Here is a 17,413-nt window from a genome sequence, read left to right on the forward strand (position 1 = left end):
AATGAAAGCACCGGATGACCCGTAACACCACGAGAACCATCCAGAAAGGCAGGCATGCAAGCATTCAACCTGATCGTCCTTGTGGGGGCCGTGGCAAAGTACGTGGATGTCCTCACCGATCCTCACGGCCGCCCCATCAGCGAAGTGACCCTGGCAGGAACCCAGCAGATCCCCAACAGCGACGGCAGCACCCGCACCCTCACCTGGTACCACCGCATCTTCTTTCCCGATGCAGACCCCGCCTGGGTGGGCCGCACCTTCGTCAAAGGCCTCGGGGTCAAAGTGCGCGGCTCCATCCACCCTTTCAGGGAGGTCCTCGACGGCAAAACCCGAACCGAACTGGTGGTCAAAGCCACAACAACCTTCGAGGTCGACGCTCCACCTGAAAATTTGCTGCTGGACCGCTACGGCAGCCCTCGCCTCAAAGACGCCGTCAATGTGGTGTGTGTGGTGGGCGCAGTGGCCAAAAAGCCTGAAATCAAAACTGCAGCCAACGGCAACCCCTACTGCTTCTTCCCAGTGCACCTGTTCACCTCTTCCCTTTATGACAGCGAAGGCACCCAGCAAGTCTTCCAGGAATTGCAGGTCGCCTGCTGGGAAGAAACCGCAGAAGTCATGGCAGAATTTGAGTTCGGTGAACGGATCCTGGTGGTCGGCAAATTGGTCCATGACCGGTGGCAAAGTCCTGAAGGTGAACCCCTGAAGACGTCCCGCATCCTGGCGGATGAAGTGAAGAAAGGCGACGACATCGATGCTTTTCTGGATTGGATCCAGAAAGGTGCCCCAGCTGAGCCAGAAGCTGCCCCGGAAGAACAGCAGAACGCTGGTGATGCCACTCCATCCGGCTCATGAAGAATTGTGCAGGGTTCGCGCTGGAGGGCCAGGGTATCACGTCACTGATGGCTCCTCGAAGATGAAACGCACCATAGGCCCTTGAATTTTGGAGTCCTGAATGAACTCAAAAGGAGCTGTCCCTTCGACCTGGACCGTGACCTCCTGATCTTTTATGGCATCCAGCTGTTCTGCTGTCAAAGTGATGGGCTGCTGGGTTTCAGTGTTCAGCAAAGTCAATTTTGGTTCCTTTGGTCTCAACCGAGCGACAGTCAGGATGGTCCCCAAAATCCTCACAGGCCTGTATACTTCAACCCGATACTTTGCGCCTGGATGCAGGACGAGATATTTCAGGGAATCTTTCAAATCATCTGCATGAACCTTTGCAAAAAATGAATTCTTGATGCCATTTTTGATTCCATTGAACAAATCAACGATCATCAAAAAATCAGGACTGTCTGATACAGTCATCACTTTCGCTGGATCAATCTGATTCATAACAGCCTGACAATATTTCACATAGGTCAGCACTTCAAAGTAAAGATCCGTCAGTTTGGCAAATTTACCCATGTTTTGAAGCCCAACCTCCAAATCCCGCCTCACCTGCATCTTAAAAATCATGCTTTTGGTTTGAGGATCCGACAAGGTGATGGTCCCATGATGGTTGGTGATCATCCACAGTGCCCTAAGAATTGCCCTGTCTTTCTCCGAAATTCCCATTTCAGGATTGCATTTGATCTTGATGTTCAGGTTTCCCTTTTTCCCGTCGGGAACTTTAAAAATGATTTTGATAGAACCGACGTCATTGGTGATTTCGAGCCTTAAACGGTTGGGGTGAAAAAGCGTTTTGACACTGCCAGACAAAACTTCCAGTTCGGCATCAGTGGTCAGGAAAAACTGCATGACCTGGGATTCAGGTTCAATTCTGAATGTGCCTTTCTTGATAACCGGGAAGAACTTGTGAAGGGAAGGGTCCACTGTGGCAAAGGTCAGACCTGAACCTTCAAGATTCAAATCGAATTCCCCCTCAATCATGGCCTGGGTCACGGCCTGATTCAGGGCGGTCAGGTTGCCTAAGAAGTGAAAATCGATGTTTTCCCCGGGAATGTAGTGCACTTCCCCACCAACCACAGTGACCTGGATGTCTTTTTCTTTGAGCAACTGCGCTTGGGTCTTCAAACTGTTGTCCAGCAGCAGGGCCGTCACGGTCTTTTGGTGTTCTGGCTCATACTCATCGCGGGCAATCTCTTTCAGTGGTTTCCCTTGCCTGACTCTGGCACGCTCCTCGGCACCCTGCTTCCAGACGCGGAGGAGTTCCACTGTGTAAGCCACCTCATCCCGGTCAATTTTGGTGGCACAATTCCGGCACAACCAGATGCCATTGTCGAAACCCCGGCACTTCCCAGCACTCAGGTTCGGGTCATACCTCCTGGCCCCAGGCGCAGCCCCCTTGATGTGGGCAGCCTCCCCAATGCTGGATGTCGCTTCACCGTGCTCCGCTGAAGGTCCTGAAGTGGGAGCCTGACAATCCGGGTTTGAACAGTGATGACCTGCCCGTTTCTCAAGTTTGTTGATGGTGCTTCGAAGAAATTCATGTTCTTTGGGTCGTGCCATCTTATGCCTATGGTTTCACACTTTTGGTGGGTCGAGAAGACCTGAGGATTGGCAAGGATTCTGGAAATGGATGCCAAGTTTGCCTGCGTCTTGCCACGTGGGACACATGAAACTTGCAGCATTTCTCAGCATCACCGAAACCAAAGGGCACACAGGCGTGAAACCTGGGACCACAAAGCGCATCACCATTGCGAAAGGCAAAAAATCCAGTTCAAGTCGGCCAGAAAACTGCTGACCGGGTGATGAGTGAAGGCTTCAAGGGTGAATGGCTTTGCTGTCCACTCTTTTGGGTTGTGACACTCAGTCCGGGTGGGTCACGATTTCCTCTGCCCCCAACTCTTACAGCCTGCAGTTTATGTAGCCGATCAATCATCCATCATTTGACCTCAGATGGGTTGCCCAGAACCTCACCTGGCAGAGAGAACACCTCCTTTTATGGAAGTGTTCTTGCCTGAACGATGCACTCAAGACTGCAACCTATGGGGGCAGGGCATTCCAGGCTCAGGTGTCTTTGGTGTAAGGGTCCGCCGCCAGGTGTTCCCGGACCAGCACAGGCCCGTGTGCCGTGTGCCTGATGTGCGCAGAAACCGTGTGCATGTGCCCCGTGTGCACCCCGCCAGCCGCATGCCCATGTGACCCTGGCAGGTGCGGGGCATGCGCCTGATGTATCGACGCAGCGTGCATGGCTTTCCCCAGCAATGGAATCAGCAAACTGATGATCACCGAGGGGGTGAGGATGAACATGTACAGGTCATGCCAGCGGGAACGCCCGGTCCCTTCGTTCATCACCACCACCATGCCACCGGAAACCACAAAGGCCAGAATGCCCCACCCCACCACCTGGTAACTCCAGTCCAGAGCCCCAGGGTGATGCCAGTTGAGGTAGATCAGCAGCCCCAGCCACACAAAGTAAGGAACGGACATCAACACCGCCCAGTAGTGTTCCAGCACGAATTGCAGCCTTCCCATCAGGCCCCACACCCCCAGGATGGCCAGCACCCCCAGCAAAGGGGGAACGAATTTTCCAATGACGGCAATCACGGCCACCATCAGCAGCATCGGCCAGCTTTCCAGCAAACCAATCAGGAAGGCCCCGCCGCACACCACGGCCACCTCGTACAGCACCTCTCGGGGATAAGCTGGGGCGCACACCATGGCCGCTGTGAGCAGCAAGGTGATGGTGAGGTGCTCCAGGAGGTCTCTGGGAGAGGCCGCAGCAAACATGTTCCACCAGCGGGTGCGGTGCTGGTGACGTTTCTTTTTGAGTGCTTTGACCAGTTCACCGGTCTGGGCGTCACAGCAGTACACCGCCACCTTTTCAGGCCCCGCCTCCCGGTCCACGGTGAGGGTCAGCACATTCTGGTGCAGGTGCACCCCCCGCAGGCCTGCAAAGTTCAAGGGCTGCAGGCGGCTCCGGTGAAGGACTCCAGCTTTTTGCCCAGGAAGCACCTCCACCAGGAAAAGGTGGTCGGTGGTGAGCACCAACCCGCCAAATTCAGAGGTGGACACCGCAGCGATGTCCTCTCCAACCGGCAGTTCCCTGCGCACCACCTGCTTCAAAGCCTCCACAGAGGGCTTTGGCACGCTCCCCACGGTCACTTCACGGTCTTCTTTGAAGGACACCCAGTACCACTGCTTCTGGATGCGCTCGAAGTCCTTGCCGATGACTTTTTTCAGGAAGGTTTGCGGGTTGAAGATGGGGGTGGTGCGGGCAAGGCCCACCCAGCGGAGTTCATTTTGTTCCTGGTATGCGAACCACAGGGTGTGGTTCAGCAAGGCGTGGTGCACCCGGATGTCCGCAATGCGTTCGGTGGCCACCTTGAGGGTGACGTGCCGCCACTTGAAGACCAGGGTGTCTTTGATGTACTCCAACTTCACTTCACCCAGGAACGATACGGGCACCTGATGCAGGGCAGACACTGTTTTGGACAGGGAAAGTTCTCCGGTCATGTCTTGTTCCTCTCAGGTTCAGTATTTGAGGCTGGCAATCTCCACGCCAGTGTAACGCCAGTCCGCTTCGCTGGGCGCATCGTATTTCAGGTTTTCATCCAGGTCGTAAATGAACCCTGGTTTGAAAGGGCGGTCCATGTAGGACGACACCAGGTGGCGTTCTTTCTCCCCGATGGCCTGCTTGTTCTTGTCCCGGTAGGTAATCAGCAAGGTCAGGTCGGTGAGGGTTTCCGTGCCGGTGTTGCGGATTTTGCCTCGCAGGTGCGGTTCGGCTTCGGGTGCAAAGCCGCCGTAGTCCTCCATTTCGATTTTGAGCCCTTCCATCTTCAGGTAGGGTTTGTAAGTCAGAAGTTGCTGGTGCGCCTGGTACTTTTCCGCCACCCTTTCCGCTTCGTACTTGACCATGGAATCTCCTGGATTCTGCTTCAGGGATTCCTGGTAGTAGGTGTGGGCAGCTTCAATGTCCCCTTTTTCAGCTGCAGTTTTGGCCAGTGCAGCGAGGTTTTTGGCTTTCTGTTCCCGTTCTTCTTTGGCTTTCTGTTCCGCCCAGCCGGTGCGGACGTGCCAGCCGCCCTCCTCTTTGACCACTTCGTATTCCTGGGTGGTGGTGGTTTTGGGCACCCCATTTTTGTATTTTTCCTGCAGGAACTTCTTGAGGGTCTCTTCGGTGTTTTTGTCCTGGCTGAGCCCAGTGGCGAAGGCCATGCCAATGAAATCCCGGGCGAGGGTGGTCATGTCCGGTCCGGTGGTTTCCACGGTCACCCAGCCGCCCGATTCATCCACGTCCTTGGAGATGACTTTGCTGGTGGAGTCTTTCACCAGGAAACGGAATTGATCGGCGTCCTGCTGGCGGGTTTTGTATTCTTCCAGGGTCCAGGCAGCGCGGTCTTCTGCGGAGGCAAGTTGGTACTGGGTGTCCAGGTCCCCACTGAACGTGGCTTTCAGGTAACCCTGAACGGCTTTTTCGGGGCTGGAGGAGTTGCTGCAGGCTGTCAGCAGCAAAGGCAGGGCGAAAAACAGCAGTTTACGGGTCATTACTCACCTCACTTTCATTATAGGGAGGTGAGACCCAGAATGCAGTGCCTGAATACAACAGGGCTTCATGATGTCAGCTTCTCTCTCCACAACAAGTTCAGGGTTTTTCTTCTGGTGGAAGCAAAACACATGCACTTTGATTGTTGTTTTTGGTTTGAGCTTTGCTTTCATGATGTTTTCGTTACACTGCCAGAAGCAACATCTTGTGTGAAAGTCTATGATGAAAACCATGAGGACACTTTCTCTGATGGGCCTGCTCACCCTCACCCTGATGACCGCCTGCGGTCAAACGACACCCCCCACGTCCCCCACGCCCAACCCCGGGCCAGAGAAGAAATACCGACCCAGCACCAGCCCAGACGTGTACCTGTTCGGGATCTCCGGGAAGTGCTTCAAACAAAACGACAACATTCTCCCCTTCACCTGCCTGAACCTGCTGCCCGCACAAATGGAGTCTCAGGACGCCATCGTGGAGAAACAAAACACCAAGAACAACTGGGATTACCTCAGTGCCGTGCTGCCCAACCAGACCGAAAGCACCCTGCAGAACCTCGCGGACACCATTGCCGCACAGGGTTACACGGTGGGATACGATGGGGTCGCTGGATCCTGGCCGGACCGCGCCAACACCAGCTCCGGAAGCTACGCAGAGTATTACGGGGTGAAAACCCTGCTGAAAGCCCTCACCATCATCTACAACCAGGACATCAAAGGGGTGGAGAACCCCAGCAAAGTCGTGCTGGTCTCCCACTCCCACGGGGTGGTGTGGTCCCACGTCATCCAGTGGGCTTTGCCGCAACTGCCCATCGAAGTGGCGGTGGATTTTGATGGGGTGTGCCGGTACTGGGGGACCGACAACGCAGCAGACATCACCGGGGACGGCAACCCCTACCAGATTCCGGTGTCCAGCCTGTGTGGGGAGCAAATCACTGGAGGGGGGACAGCGAATGACATCCAGAACGTGGTGTTCGACAACGTGAAATGGAACCTCGAAATCCAGGCGGACAACACCCCCGTCTGTGGGGGGCTTGCCACCCTGGCGGGCGTGTACGACGGGCATGACAACTGGCGGTACAGTGGAGGCACCAGTGGCCTGTACGCCCTGCGGCCCTGCGACAACCACATGACAGTCATCCACCCGAACCGATCTGGGATGAAGTTCGTGCGGGACACCCTGAAAATCATCTTCCCGAAACGCTGAGTCAGCCGCTGGCTGAACGGTGAAGGTCACCCCTGGGAGCTTGAAACCGCTTGAGAAACCGAGATTTGACCGGGCCGAAGCTTGCCTTATGCTGGAAGCATGCCCCCTGAATCCCCAGAGAAACCCTTCTTCCGGGACAGCTCTTATCAGGACGCTTACTTCACCACCCATGACCTCAAAACGCGCGGGTGGACCCTCACCATGATCCAAAAACTCCTTCCGGACCATGACGCAGAAAAAGAGAACTACATGCGGTATCAAGGCAGGTACGGCAGCCGCCAGATCCAGCATCCGGTGAAACTGTATGACCAGGACCGCATCAAGCAACTGGAGGATTCAGAAGATTTCTTCGTGCTCTACGAGAAAGCCCAGAAGGCCCTCCTCAGGGGAGCAAAACGTCGGGAAACCGTGCTTGAGCAGAAACGTCAGTTGATCGAAATGACCCTGGACAGCTACCATCCAGAAATCCACATCGAACTCGGCTGGCACCTCAACCTCAGGCAGTACAAAGAGACCCTGAGGAGTTGTTTGCTGCTGTGGCAGCAGGCCCACATTCCCAGTGACATGGTGGAGGAGGCTGTTCCCCTGCTGAAAGCCAAATTTCTGGAGGCTTACCAGCAGAGCAAGGAAAAGCGCACCGGGAAACGCAAGAAGAACCATTTGGTCAGAAGTGCCTGAGACGGTGGTCAGGATTTCAGGCTGCCAATCGTAAGCAGTGGCCACCCGCTGGACGGTCCCTTTAGTAATGGAACAGGTTTCAGTCTGTGCAGGACCCAGAGGGAAGGATGGTGAAGCTGTTGATCCACCTGCATCGTGAACCCAGGGAAGGTTCCATCGATGTAGAACGCTATAAAGCACGGCCCGCTCGTTTAAACTCTGCTGAGACCACAAAACCAGAAGGCATGCATGTTGATGCCTGGGGGAAACCATGGAAAAAATTGCCAAGACCCAGTTGATTGACGCCGTTGCCCAGAAGGCTTCGCTCACTAAAAAGGAATCTGCGGAAGCCATCACCGTTCTGCTCGAAGAAGTGGTCTCTGCCCTGAAGGCAGGCAAAACCGTGGGCCTGCCCAGTCTGGGGACCCTCAGCATCACCGAGACCAAGGAGCGCACAGGCGTGAAACCCGGAACCACCGAGAAGATCACCATTGCTGCAGGCAAGAAGATTCGCTTTAAGGCGGCCAGCAACTTGCTGCCTGAGTGAACTGAAGCGCATTTTGGGGTGGATGGGTTTGCCATCCGCCTCTTTTCTGTTGGGTTCAGTCCTTCCAGACCACCGTGATTTTCTCTGCGCCGAGTTCTTGCAGCAGGCGGTCAATGTAACCGGTGAGCACGCCACGGCTGCCACTGAGGTACTGGTGGGCGTTCTGGGCTGGGGTTTTGCTTTCCGGGTTCACCTGGCGGCCCACCCGTTCGAGGGTGAGGTTCTGGCTTTTGATGCGTTCTTTGATCTGGTCGAGCAGGTGTTGCTCCAGAGGTGAGAGGTTTTTCTCCATTCACACAGCATAACATGTTTTAGCTCAAATTGATTTATAGCATGTTTTGAGCTAAAATGAGGGTATGGAGAAAGACATGACCACAATGCATGCACAAGACATTGAACGCCTGATCCAAAACCTGACCCACACCGAAACAGGCCCACACACCGAGTTGCTTGCCCAGGCCAGAAAAGCCCTGGAGCACCAAAAGAAAACCCTGATCCACTGGGAAGCCCAGAGCTTCGAGATCCGCAGCCACCTCGGGCAGGTGCTGGGACCCGTGCTCGACCTGATCGCTCTCCACCCCGAAGCCTTCCACGGGATTTGCCAAACGGAATATGGCCTGACAGGTGAAGACGCCATGGAGCACCTGCTGCAGCTCAAAGCCTTTCAGATGGGAATTCCGGTGGAACACCTGGAAGACCCCACGAAAGCACAGCACACAAACACCCAGGCGAAACACCCAGAGGCACCGAAAGATGCTGAAGTGAAAATCCAGCAGGAAGGTGCAGGATGAAAACCACCCCCATCAAACCTGCTGTCTCCCAGGACCCCGACCCGAAAGTGTGGGCCAGGAAGAACGGGCAGCGTTACACCCTCTCCGGCATCGTGCAGTTCGCCCGGTTCTGGGACATTAAACTCACCCGCAGGCACCCTGTCACGCTGGAACTGCAGGACATCGTATACCGGGACATGGACAGCCACAGCAAATGGCTCTGGCTTGCCGTGATGCTCAACCGACACGGGATCCCGCATCACCTGGGTTACCAAGAGACCCACCCCTGACCGAGAAAACGCCTCCAGATGATGGAGGCGTTCCTGCATGAGTTCCTGCAGTCGTCCCCAGATGATATCCCACTCTGGCGCAGACCAGATCTGCACTCATCACATTTTGCCTGCCTCAAGCCCCCTCAGGAGGGTGATCAGGGCCTCTCCCCCATGGATCAAGCCAAAGACCTGCGGTTTCTCCCACTCCACATCGAGCATGACGATCTGCACGTTGTCGTTTTCATTCACCACCACTTGCACCTTCTGGCTGGACAGAGTTTCCAACACCCCTCTCAGTGCACCAAGAGCGTCCTGACGGAGAGCTTCTGGATGCAGGTGCACCATGAACCGTCCCACCCTGGTTTGCAGTTCCACAACCTCCAACGGGACTACTTCAGGGTAGATGTTCTGCAGGTTTGCAACCGCCTGGGGATCGGTGGGCCACTGGTATTGATCTTCGTGCACCATCAGCAACCGAATCCCCTGAACGGGCAGGGGGGCCTCGAAGACCAGACGCGTGGGCTGATCTTCACTGAGGGGCTCATGGAACCACACCGTCCAGTGGGGTGAAGTCACTTGCCAGGGTGGACGGAAGGTGGGGTGGTGCTTCAGGGTCCAGCCTTTCTCTTCACAGATGCGTTGCCATCTGCTGGCTTTGCTGGTGCGCAACAGGGTCAATTGGGCCACGATGAGCACCACCCCGAGAAGCATCAGGCCAAAAAAGGCAGAGAGGAATTGCAGGGCCACAGTTTTATTCATGGGATTTCAGTCGATGGATGTGAATGGGATTCACCAGGGTCATGGGTTGATCATGGCACACCTGGGGGGTCTGCCCAGTGGTTGCCAGCACACCTACAGCAAGAATAGGAGGGCACAGACTGTATCTGCAGGCCAGACCGGACAGGCAAAAGGTTTTCCCACTCTGTTTTCAAAGCCAGAGAATCCTTACGATAAGCACCATGACGTTACAGAGCCTTTTTGCAAGCCTTGCCCCTTCCATCGTGCGCATCACCACCAAATCGGGGGCCACGGGCACGGGTTTCATGATCGGTGCTTACCTCGTCACCAACAACCACAACCTGAAAGCAGCCCGCCATAACGCCAGCATCATGCACCGCCTGGAAACCTACGATGCCCAGAATCAATCTCTCCAGCAGTGGTCTTGCAGCGGTCAAGAATTGCTGGATCAATTTGAAGTCGGATCGCCAGAAAATGACCATGACTATGCTGTGATTAAACTTGAGCGAACCCCATTCACACCAGGCCCCCTACCGTTGGCGAGCGTTGATGTGCGGGTGGGTGACGATGTGTTTTTCCCTGGGTTTCACTTTGAGCATCCCAGGTTGGTGCTGCACACCGGACACATCTCCAGCATCTATCCGTCTGGTGTGGCCACCGTTTTGCAGCTTGATGCTTCGGTGAACCATGGTGTCTCCGGCGCCCCACTGGTTCACCTGGCTTCCGGCAGCATTGTGGGCATCGTCAGCCGCAAAGGCACGGGGCTCACTGAAAAGATAGAAGAGTTGCAAAAGTTCATTGATTTCAACATCAGGTCCTTCCCAGGCATCCTGGAGACCCGTACACAAAACCATATGCAGGGCATGCCACAACATGATCCTCATAACGAGCCCAGCAATTTCACCTTGATGGAATTGGCAGGGTTGTACACCAAAATGTCAGACCTTCTCCAGGAACTCAGGCGGTCTGCCAATGTGGGCATTGGTTACGCCCTTTGCATCAAAGCACTTAAAGATGAACCCCTCTGGGATTGACCATCCCCGCCTTTTCTTAGAGACAGGCATCGGCCACCTGACTTAAGCCAAAAAATCATGCCCCTCTACGTTTGAGACGCTATCCTGAAGTCACCCCATGGAGTAGCGCACGTGGCAGCGCGGGGCGTTTGGGACGCTCAGGTTGCAGGTTCGAGGTCTGCACCTCATACCAAAGAAGCGACCAGTTTCCATTGGTCGCTTTTCTCTTGGTCGTGTGCTGTACAACCCAAGCACCGATACCTTTGTGTGGTTTTCAGCTGCTCAAGTACCGATACCTTTGTGTGGTTTTTTGGGAGGGCAAAACCACACAGGTACCGATACCTTTGTGTGGTTTTTTGGGAACTCGGAAATTGACCGTGCTGCACACCAGGGCTGATCCCCTGTTTTCCCTTCCTGCCACCGATACCTTTGTGTGGTTTTGCTCTGGATGCACCGATACCTTTGTGTGGTTTTCAGTCACTTTCCTACCGATACCTTTGTGTGGTTTTCAGAATCTGCTGTTTCAGACGTCTCAAACATAAAGTACCCGTACACAAACGCCATTCCGACACCTTTGTGTGGTTCTTGCCTGTAAATACCGATACTTTTGTGTGGTTGAACGCTCAAATACCGATACCTTTGTGTGGTTTTCAAGGAAATTCTCCGTCTGGCACACAGCAGCTCACCCCTCTTGTTGTTGTTTTTCTTTTATAATCTTTAAAGAAAAAACAACCACAGGCGGTAGAGGCCAGATGCGAAAACAAACCCCAGAATCTTATGAACGCAAAGATGAACGCAACCTGGCCCGGCTGGGCATCATCAGCATTCAGGCCCGGGTGGAACCCAGCACCGACACCGTGCGTTTCGTGTCCAATTTTGAAATTGACGGCAGGCCCTACAAGGTCGAATGCCTGGCCCCGGAAGGCAGGCCGCATGGCATTGACACCGATGTGATCCTGGCCATCCAGACGTTGTATGTGCGGCAGGGCTGCCCGGAAGACGGCTGGGTGCACACCACCGCTTACGAGCTGCGCGACCTCACCGGCTTGCCGGACAACGGGGAGAACTACAACCGGGTGAGGAGCAGCCTGAACCGCCTGTGGTCCACGGGCTTCAAGGTGTCTGAGGGCATCACCGAAACATCAGGCAGAAAATGGAACGTCACCACCTTGCGTTACATCGATGACCTGCGGTACCGGGAGAGCGATGATGCCTTTGGCACCAGCCAGACCCTGGACAAGAAGCACAACCTGAGGATCAAGCTGGGTTTGCAGCTCGCGGAGAGCATCCGGTCCCGTTACACCAACGTGCTTGATGGCCGGATCCTGGTGCAATTGGAGCAGCCCCCAGCCAGGGCGCTTTACAGGCTGCTGGAAGCCCACCGGGGCACCAGCACTGCTGGGAAGCGCCTGATGCAGCTCACGGTGTCCCTGAGGGACTGGAAGGAGGCCTGCGGAATCAAGAGCGACCGACCGGAAATCATCCGTCGCACCCTCTCCCCTGCTCACGATGAACTGCTGGCCGTGAACTACCTGCAGTCGGTGGAGGTGGAAGGGCGGGGCATGAAACAACAGCTCACTTACATCTTTGCCCAGGACGACGCACCGGATCCTGCCCTCATTGAGATGCTGATCGGGGTGGGGTTCAGCAGGCAGCGGGCCACCGACACCGCCCAGCAGCACGGACCCAGGGTGGAAGAAGCGGTGACCTTTCTGCGCAGTCGCCTGAAAAGCGGGTACAAGGTGGCCAACCCAGCAGGACTCATCTTCGATTACCTGCGCAACGAAGGCAAGTATGTGGCTCCTGCCGAGCTGGTCAGCGAACCCAGAGCGATTGACATCGTGAATGTGGCTCGGCAGGTGGCCCAGCAAGAAGAGGAACGCACCTTGCAGCAGGTGGAAAGCCAGCTGGAAGACCTGGATCAGAAGTCCCCTTTTGATCAATACCAGGAATTGAAGGCCAGCCTGAGCATCCTCTTGAGCGCCTACCTGAGCAAAGTGGAATTGGAGAGGCTCAAAAAGGAATGCGAGTCTGGAGCCCTGCGGGCCCTGGAAGTGCAGCGGGCAGCCATTGCAGCACGGGCCAGCAAAACCCTCGACCAGTACGTGGCAGATTTGAGGAAGCAACTGGGCTTCGCCAGTGAAGCATGATCCTGGATTGCAGCACCTCCCAAACCGCCCTGGAGAGCCTTGCAGGTATCTTTCAGGTGTCCGAGAAAGAATTGCGCACTTTCTTCGACACACTTCCTCCGGCCCAGTTGTATGACCACCGTGTTCCACCTCTGCTTCCCCCTGAAGACAAATTGTGGGTGGCCTTTCAGAAGAAGTTCCCCCAAAAACCCCACTGGACCGGCGTGCACTGGTTCCACCTCACCCGCGTGTTCCCTGGCACCACATTTGAGGAAGGCATTCAGCCCCTGGGCGACAGACTTCATGTGTTGTGGGACCAGCTGGAACCCCTGGCGCTGCAGCACATCACCGCCGCGAACTGGCAGGACTTCAAAAGGCACCTTGCCCCACACCACAACCATGACCTCTACAACTTGAAGATCAAAGATCGCCAACACTGGGGTCCTTATGCCCTGTTGGTCCGGGAGGTCGCATTTTCGCCCCGCACCCTGGGCAACCATGATTACCTGGCCACCCCGGAGATCATTGAGGACATCTGCGTGTGCTTTCATGAGCGGTTCGGGATGAATCTGCTGCCCCAGTACCAGCAGCACACCCAGCCGTGCATCGTGACCTTTGTGGGTCCTGCTGACCGAGAGGATGTGCTTCCCACAAGTCTGTTTTATGCCTACCAGTCCTACCACAACGAAGAACTGACCTGGCATGCCAACACCTGTTTCGATGGTGAAGGTCATCTCATTCCTGCAACTGCCATCCGGAACATCATGATTCTTGACCCATGAAGGTCCATGCTGAAGCCCCTTCCCATCCAATGAGACATCAGGTGAAATCATGTCAAATTCCAGAGACCATCACCATGTGCCCCGCTTTTACCTCAAGCATTTTCGTGACCCAAATGGTGAAATTCACCATTTCAACAAGGAAAATCGAGGCACTGGTGCCAAAGGACCAAAGGGGACGGGGTTTAAACCAGATTTTCACAGCATCAACTTTGGCCCGTATGAAAACGCACCAGACCACGGTTCGCTAGAAAATTACCTTAACGTGGCCTATGAAAACGATCAGGCCAAAGTGCTGGTCGAGGTGCTGCGACATCTGGAAGGACCAGACGATCTCCCGGCGAAACACCGTTCCATGCTGGCTGAAATCACTGCATTGATGTTTTTGCGTAGCCCCAAGATCAAAGAGAGCTTTCGACCGTTTGCAGAGCAGGCTGAGAGCGAAGAACACACCACGCTGACAGCGGAAGCTTTTCAGCAGGCAGCCTTTCTTGACATGCTCAGCAGTGACGAGGTGCGAGAACTGAAAACACGCCTGCTGCTGCGTAGAATGCATGTGCTGACCGCAGCAGCAGGGGCATTTTTCTGGTCCTCTGATGCGCCAGTGCTGTTGTATTTGGTGGATTCTCAGGGCCTCAAGCGCCTGGATCAAGAAGGCAAGTATGGCCTGAACAAACCTGGGGCCACCCTTGCGTTGCCCCTTTCCCCAAAACACCTGCTGCTGTGGGTGAATGGACCTTCTGTTGCACACCAGCGGGAAACCTGCCCTGCTTCTTTTGTGGAGTCGGTCAATTGGGCTGAATTTCAGAACGCCACCCAGTACGTGTACGCCCATCAGCCTTTTGACACCAAAAAGTTCCCCTTTGTGTGAAGCCTCAGAAGGTCCAGTCCTCAATCTGCGATGAACGTTGGTCTGCATCCTGTTGGATGATCACCACATACTTGGGGTAGAGGCCCACTTCACTTGCGAAGAACTCTGACAGCAAACCGCCTGGTTCGTCGATTGCATCGGGACCAGCATCCCTCAAGCGCTGAAGCAGGACATCCACCTGTTCCCTGGGGATGGGCTTGACCAGTGGCAACCATAGCCTGAGGCGCATCCACAATATGCCCCAACGGTGTTCTGGCCTGAATTTGCAAGCTGGTTTTTTTACGAGGCCACACAAGAAGAGGCACCGCCAGGGCACCGGGTTGATGGAGTGCTCGTGGATGGCTATGAACTCAGGCTTGAGGGTTTTGCTGTAGACCAGGTCCGCTGCATCAATGGGCATCAGGGTGCATCCCAGCTGGGTGAGGTCCTTCTGTTTTCCACGCAGGCAATTCAGGTGATCTGCCTTGGCCTTGGGATGGTGGTTGTACAGGCAGTACAGGGGCAGGGCCCCATTGGCCAGAGCATAAGTGCGCAACAGGTGAATTTGTGGGGTTTTGGCTGCTCCGACCTCATGGATAAAACTTTTGTACCTGCCGTTCCGGGAGATTTTCTTGGCCTGGACTGCCACCCTGTGGTAAGAGCTTCCATCCTGAATCCACCACTCCCAATCTGCTCCATTCAGGGATTCTTCTGTTTTGTTGTAGGGCACCACCTGGATGGCTGGGTTTTTCATGCGTTTGAGTTGCAGCAGCAAGGTTTCGGTGAGGGTTTCTTCTCCCAGAGCAAAATCCAGTTCATGGGCTTCTTCGAGGGTCTGCCAGGCGTATCGGGCCAGCCGTTCAAAAGTCTTGTGTATCATGGTGTTCCTTGGATCTCAGTGAACCATGTATGATTGTGGACATCGATGGGATTTTCATCCCGTTCACTGGATCAGAGACGCGGTTGTGTCATCACAACAACCACGATATACAAAATCATAAAACCAGACGATATCAGGGTCAGCACCCGGCAAAACTGAAAGAGTCATTTCCAAAACCAGGGCCTTTCGTGATTTAGGAATGGGCTTGCTGTTTCAGTCCATCGATGTGCCTGAAGATCTGGGAGGTGGGCCTGGCCAGAAACACCTTCCAGAGGTCCACATGGTGCTCTCTGATGGGATAAATCCAGAGGCTGGGGTCCAGGGCGGACTGGTCAATGATCTCCTGCAGGTACACCTGCATCAGGGAAAGCAAGAGGGCTTCCTGTTCGTCCAAAATAGCGAGCACCAGAACATCTTTGGTTCGGGCTTTGGCCGTCTGCACCTTCAAGAACTGCTGGATCAGGTGCCCTTCCCCGCCGATGAGCAGCTGGTGCAGTTGTTTTGCTCTACCTTGTGGAACAATCAAAGGGGAAGGGGTGGAAGTCATGCCTTCATGGTACGCAAGGACAGCGCACCGTGGCCGTCATCTGCCAGTTGAGTGAAGACATCCTTCCAGCAAAAGATCTTTCTGGGAGAAGAATCCCAGCGTGTTTTCGACCCACACCAGACAAGAGCAGGCAAAAAAGAACAGGGTTACACTTACAGCATGCTTTCTTTCCCTCAAGCCCCTTATGCCCTGCGGGACCCAGAGCAGGTGGCTGCACGCCTGAAGATGCGGGACCTGCCGCACATCCAGCCGCTCTTGCAGTGGCTGGAGTCCAGAAAGGAAAGTCTGACGGAGCAGTTGCAAACGCCTGAAGTGCACCTGCCCCTCTTCGATCCCCTCTCCGGAGGCATCCACACCCAGGTGCTGCTCCTGCTCAGCGACCCCGGCAATCGGGCCTCTGCAGCCAAAGGCAGTGGTTTCATTTCCTGTGACAACCATGACCAGACAGCCCGGAATGTGTTCACGGCCCTCAAAGAAAGCGAACTCCCTCGGGGTCAGGTGATGTGCTGGAACGTGGTCCCCTGGCACAAGGCGAGTCAGGAGCCGCCCACCCGAGCGGAAGTGAGGATCGGGGTTCGGGAGTTGCAGGATCTTCTGACCCTTTTGCCTGAGTTAAAGGTGGTGGTCCTGCATGGTGGGATGGCCCAGAAAGGCTGGACCTTGCTGCCTGAGGAGGTGCAGGCCAGGTACCGGGTGTTTGAGGTGGGGCACCCCAGCGCAAGGAATTACAACATCCGGCCCCAGGAGCGCGCGAAGCAACTTCAGGTGTACCGGGAGGTGTACTTCCTCACCCAGTACCCCTGGCTGGAAGGGACACCAGATCCTCTTTGAGTCTTGCTCGTTGCCTCTGGTTTCAGTACAGGCCTTGCCGGATTCGCGGGTCCATCAAGAGGGCAAACAGGTAAGAGGGGGCCTGCAGGCCAGAGAGTTCACTGACGGTTCTCACCGGCATAAACTCCAGGGCTTTGCGCACCTGACTCGGAGCGATGTTCCACTCGGTGGTGGAAGGAACCAGGGTCTCCCCTTTCAGGGTGTAGGTGAAACGCTGGCCCCGCACTTGCTGGAAGGTTTCTCCTTCATGGTGTTTGAGCCTGCGCCGCACTTCCTGCTCCACTTGGTCGATGTTCATCTGGTTTCCTCCTGAGGTTTTTTCTGGAAGGTCACGGTTTCTTGAGGGAAATTCACAGTGTCCACTTCCCAGCCAGCGTCCACCCAGATTCTGGAGTGGGGCTGGCCACTGTTGGACCACCACGCCCGGTGGGTGCGGGCAGAGTCGGGCAGTTTGCGGTGAATCAGATCCTCGATCTGCTCAAAGCTCAGGGTGGTGCGAGTTGTGGTGAGGTTCCTGAGGTGTTCACCGATGGGGTCGTATTTCGAGCGCGGTCCTTTCTCCGCCAGGGGTGCCTCGTCCAACTGAAGGCTTTTGAGGGCCTGGGGGTTGAAGCTGAGGTGGTAGAAGGCCAGGGCCTGTTCCACAATGGCACTCTGGCTGGAGCCGGTGAGGATCTGGAGCTGTTCCAGATGGTGCTGGGCAACAGGGTTGATCTGTACGTGTTTGGCTTCTTTCATCTGATGATTTCAACGTATCATAAAAAGTCGA

General features: G+C 55.2%; 20 protein-coding genes and 1 tRNA gene. 12 read left to right on the top strand and 9 right to left on the bottom strand.

What is annotated here, in order from left to right; all coding sequences use genetic code 11:
* Nucleotides 1-54: 54 nt before the first annotated feature.
* Entirely contained in the window at nucleotides 55-852 is a 798-nt protein-coding gene (locus DC3_RS26480) for a single-stranded DNA-binding protein (protein ID WP_146890946.1), read from the top strand.
* 36 nt (nucleotides 853-888) lie between these two features.
* On the opposite strand, the gene DC3_RS26485 is transcribed toward DC3_RS26480, so the two are convergent.
* From DC3_RS26485 to DC3_RS26495, 3 genes are all read right to left on the bottom strand, one after another.
* Entirely contained in the window at nucleotides 889-2,445 is a 1,557-nt protein-coding gene (locus tag DC3_RS26485) for a hypothetical protein (protein WP_146890949.1), read from the bottom strand.
* A gap of 501 nt (nucleotides 2,446-2,946) precedes the next feature.
* Nucleotides 2,947-4,395, bottom strand: a complete 1,449-nt coding sequence (locus DC3_RS26490) for a hypothetical protein (RefSeq protein WP_146890953.1) — start codon at nucleotides 4,393-4,395, stop codon at nucleotides 2,947-2,949.
* 18 nt (nucleotides 4,396-4,413) lie between these two features.
* Nucleotides 4,414-5,430 carry a hypothetical protein gene (locus DC3_RS26495; protein WP_146890956.1) on the bottom strand — a complete coding sequence of 339 codons (1,017 nt, stop codon included), beginning with the start codon at nucleotides 5,428-5,430 and terminating at the stop codon, nucleotides 4,414-4,416.
* 229 nt (nucleotides 5,431-5,659) lie between these two features.
* On the opposite strand from DC3_RS26495, the gene DC3_RS26500 reads away from it, so the two are divergent.
* The 3 genes from DC3_RS26500 to DC3_RS26510 all read left to right on the top strand — a co-directional run bounded on the left by DC3_RS26500 (nucleotide 5,660) and on the right by DC3_RS26510 (nucleotide 7,835).
* The gene (locus tag DC3_RS26500) at nucleotides 5,660-6,631 is read left to right on the top strand and encodes a hypothetical protein (RefSeq protein WP_146890961.1); all 972 of its coding nucleotides are present in this window, start codon (nucleotides 5,660-5,662) and stop codon (nucleotides 6,629-6,631) included.
* Nucleotides 6,632-6,730: 99 nt separating this feature from the next.
* Nucleotides 6,731-7,309, top strand: a complete 579-nt coding sequence (locus tag DC3_RS26505; RefSeq protein ID WP_146890964.1) for a hypothetical protein — start codon at nucleotides 6,731-6,733, stop codon at nucleotides 7,307-7,309.
* A 250-nt stretch (nucleotides 7,310-7,559) separates the two neighbouring features.
* Nucleotides 7,560-7,835, top strand: a complete 276-nt coding sequence (locus tag DC3_RS26510) for an HU family DNA-binding protein (protein ID WP_146890967.1) — start codon at nucleotides 7,560-7,562, stop codon at nucleotides 7,833-7,835.
* Between the two features lie 55 nt (nucleotides 7,836-7,890).
* Here the strand turns inward: DC3_RS26510 and DC3_RS26515 are convergent, their stop codons facing one another.
* A complete protein-coding gene (locus DC3_RS26515) occupies nucleotides 7,891-8,127 on the bottom strand; it encodes a hypothetical protein (protein ID WP_146890970.1) in 237 nt (78 codons plus the stop codon).
* Nucleotides 8,128-8,203: 76 nt separating this feature from the next.
* Between DC3_RS26515 and DC3_RS26520 the strand changes: the two genes are divergently transcribed.
* Both DC3_RS26520 and DC3_RS26525 read left to right on the top strand, forming a co-directional pair.
* Entirely contained in the window at nucleotides 8,204-8,626 is a 423-nt protein-coding gene (locus tag DC3_RS26520) for a hypothetical protein (protein ID WP_146890973.1), read from the top strand.
* Nucleotides 8,623-8,895 carry a hypothetical protein gene (locus tag DC3_RS26525; protein WP_146890976.1) on the top strand — a complete coding sequence of 91 codons (273 nt, stop codon included), beginning with the start codon at nucleotides 8,623-8,625 and terminating at the stop codon, nucleotides 8,893-8,895. The genes DC3_RS26520 and DC3_RS26525 overlap by 4 nt, the downstream gene beginning before the upstream one ends.
* Before the next feature lie 99 nt (nucleotides 8,896-8,994).
* Here the strand turns inward: DC3_RS26525 and DC3_RS26530 are convergent, their stop codons facing one another.
* On the bottom strand, nucleotides 8,995-9,636 hold the full coding sequence (locus DC3_RS26530; protein WP_146890980.1) for a hypothetical protein: 642 nt from the start codon (nucleotides 9,634-9,636) through the stop codon (nucleotides 8,995-8,997).
* 200 nt (nucleotides 9,637-9,836) lie between these two features.
* Here DC3_RS26530 and DC3_RS26535 point away from each other — a divergent pair, with 200 nt between their 5' ends.
* The 5 genes from DC3_RS26535 (at nucleotide 9,837) to DC3_RS26555 (ending at nucleotide 14,407) form a co-directional block, all read left to right on the top strand.
* A complete protein-coding gene (locus tag DC3_RS26535; RefSeq protein WP_146890983.1) occupies nucleotides 9,837-10,649 on the top strand; it encodes a S1 family peptidase in 813 nt (270 codons plus the stop codon).
* Between the two features lie 97 nt (nucleotides 10,650-10,746).
* Nucleotides 10,747-10,821: transfer RNA gene (locus DC3_RS26540), tRNA-Pro, on the top strand.
* Nucleotides 10,822-11,380: 559 nt separating this feature from the next.
* On the top strand, nucleotides 11,381-12,778 hold the full coding sequence (locus DC3_RS26545) for a replication initiator protein A (protein WP_146890986.1): 1,398 nt from the start codon (nucleotides 11,381-11,383) through the stop codon (nucleotides 12,776-12,778).
* The gene (locus tag DC3_RS26550; RefSeq protein WP_146890989.1) at nucleotides 12,775-13,539 is read left to right on the top strand and encodes a hypothetical protein; all 765 of its coding nucleotides are present in this window, start codon (nucleotides 12,775-12,777) and stop codon (nucleotides 13,537-13,539) included. Before DC3_RS26545 ends, DC3_RS26550 begins: the two co-directional genes overlap by 4 nt.
* Before the next feature lie 49 nt (nucleotides 13,540-13,588).
* The gene (locus DC3_RS26555; RefSeq protein WP_146890992.1) at nucleotides 13,589-14,407 is read left to right on the top strand and encodes a DUF4238 domain-containing protein; all 819 of its coding nucleotides are present in this window, start codon (nucleotides 13,589-13,591) and stop codon (nucleotides 14,405-14,407) included.
* A gap of 4 nt (nucleotides 14,408-14,411) precedes the next feature.
* On the opposite strand, the gene DC3_RS26560 is transcribed toward DC3_RS26555, so the two are convergent.
* Together DC3_RS26560 and DC3_RS26565 are read right to left on the bottom strand one after the other, a co-directional pair.
* Nucleotides 14,412-15,266 (bottom strand): DUF6615 family protein, encoded by an 855-nt coding sequence (locus DC3_RS26560; protein ID WP_146890995.1) that lies wholly within the window; start codon nucleotides 15,264-15,266, stop codon nucleotides 14,412-14,414.
* Nucleotides 15,267-15,459: 193 nt separating this feature from the next.
* Nucleotides 15,460-15,813, bottom strand: a complete 354-nt coding sequence (locus DC3_RS26565; RefSeq protein ID WP_146890999.1) for a hypothetical protein — start codon at nucleotides 15,811-15,813, stop codon at nucleotides 15,460-15,462.
* A 159-nt stretch (nucleotides 15,814-15,972) separates the two neighbouring features.
* Between DC3_RS26565 and DC3_RS26570 the strand changes: the two genes are divergently transcribed.
* Nucleotides 15,973-16,644, top strand: coding sequence for a uracil-DNA glycosylase (locus tag DC3_RS26570; RefSeq protein ID WP_146891002.1), 672 nt, complete (start codon nucleotides 15,973-15,975; stop codon nucleotides 16,642-16,644).
* Between the two features lie 22 nt (nucleotides 16,645-16,666).
* Here DC3_RS26570 and DC3_RS26575 read toward each other — a convergent pair whose 3' ends face one another.
* Together DC3_RS26575 and DC3_RS26580 are read right to left on the bottom strand one after the other, a co-directional pair.
* Nucleotides 16,667-16,942 (bottom strand): hypothetical protein, encoded by a 276-nt coding sequence (locus DC3_RS26575; RefSeq protein WP_146891005.1) that lies wholly within the window; start codon nucleotides 16,940-16,942, stop codon nucleotides 16,667-16,669.
* Nucleotides 16,939-17,382 (bottom strand): DUF7662 domain-containing protein, encoded by a 444-nt coding sequence (locus DC3_RS26580; protein ID WP_146891009.1) that lies wholly within the window; start codon nucleotides 17,380-17,382, stop codon nucleotides 16,939-16,941. Before DC3_RS26580 ends, DC3_RS26575 begins: the two co-directional genes overlap by 4 nt.
* Between the last annotated feature and the right edge of the window lie 31 nt (nucleotides 17,383-17,413).

Source organism: Deinococcus cellulosilyticus NBRC 106333 = KACC 11606 (assembly GCF_007990775.1).
Lineage (GTDB): Bacteria > Deinococcota > Deinococci > Deinococcales > Deinococcaceae > Deinococcus_C > Deinococcus_C cellulosilyticus.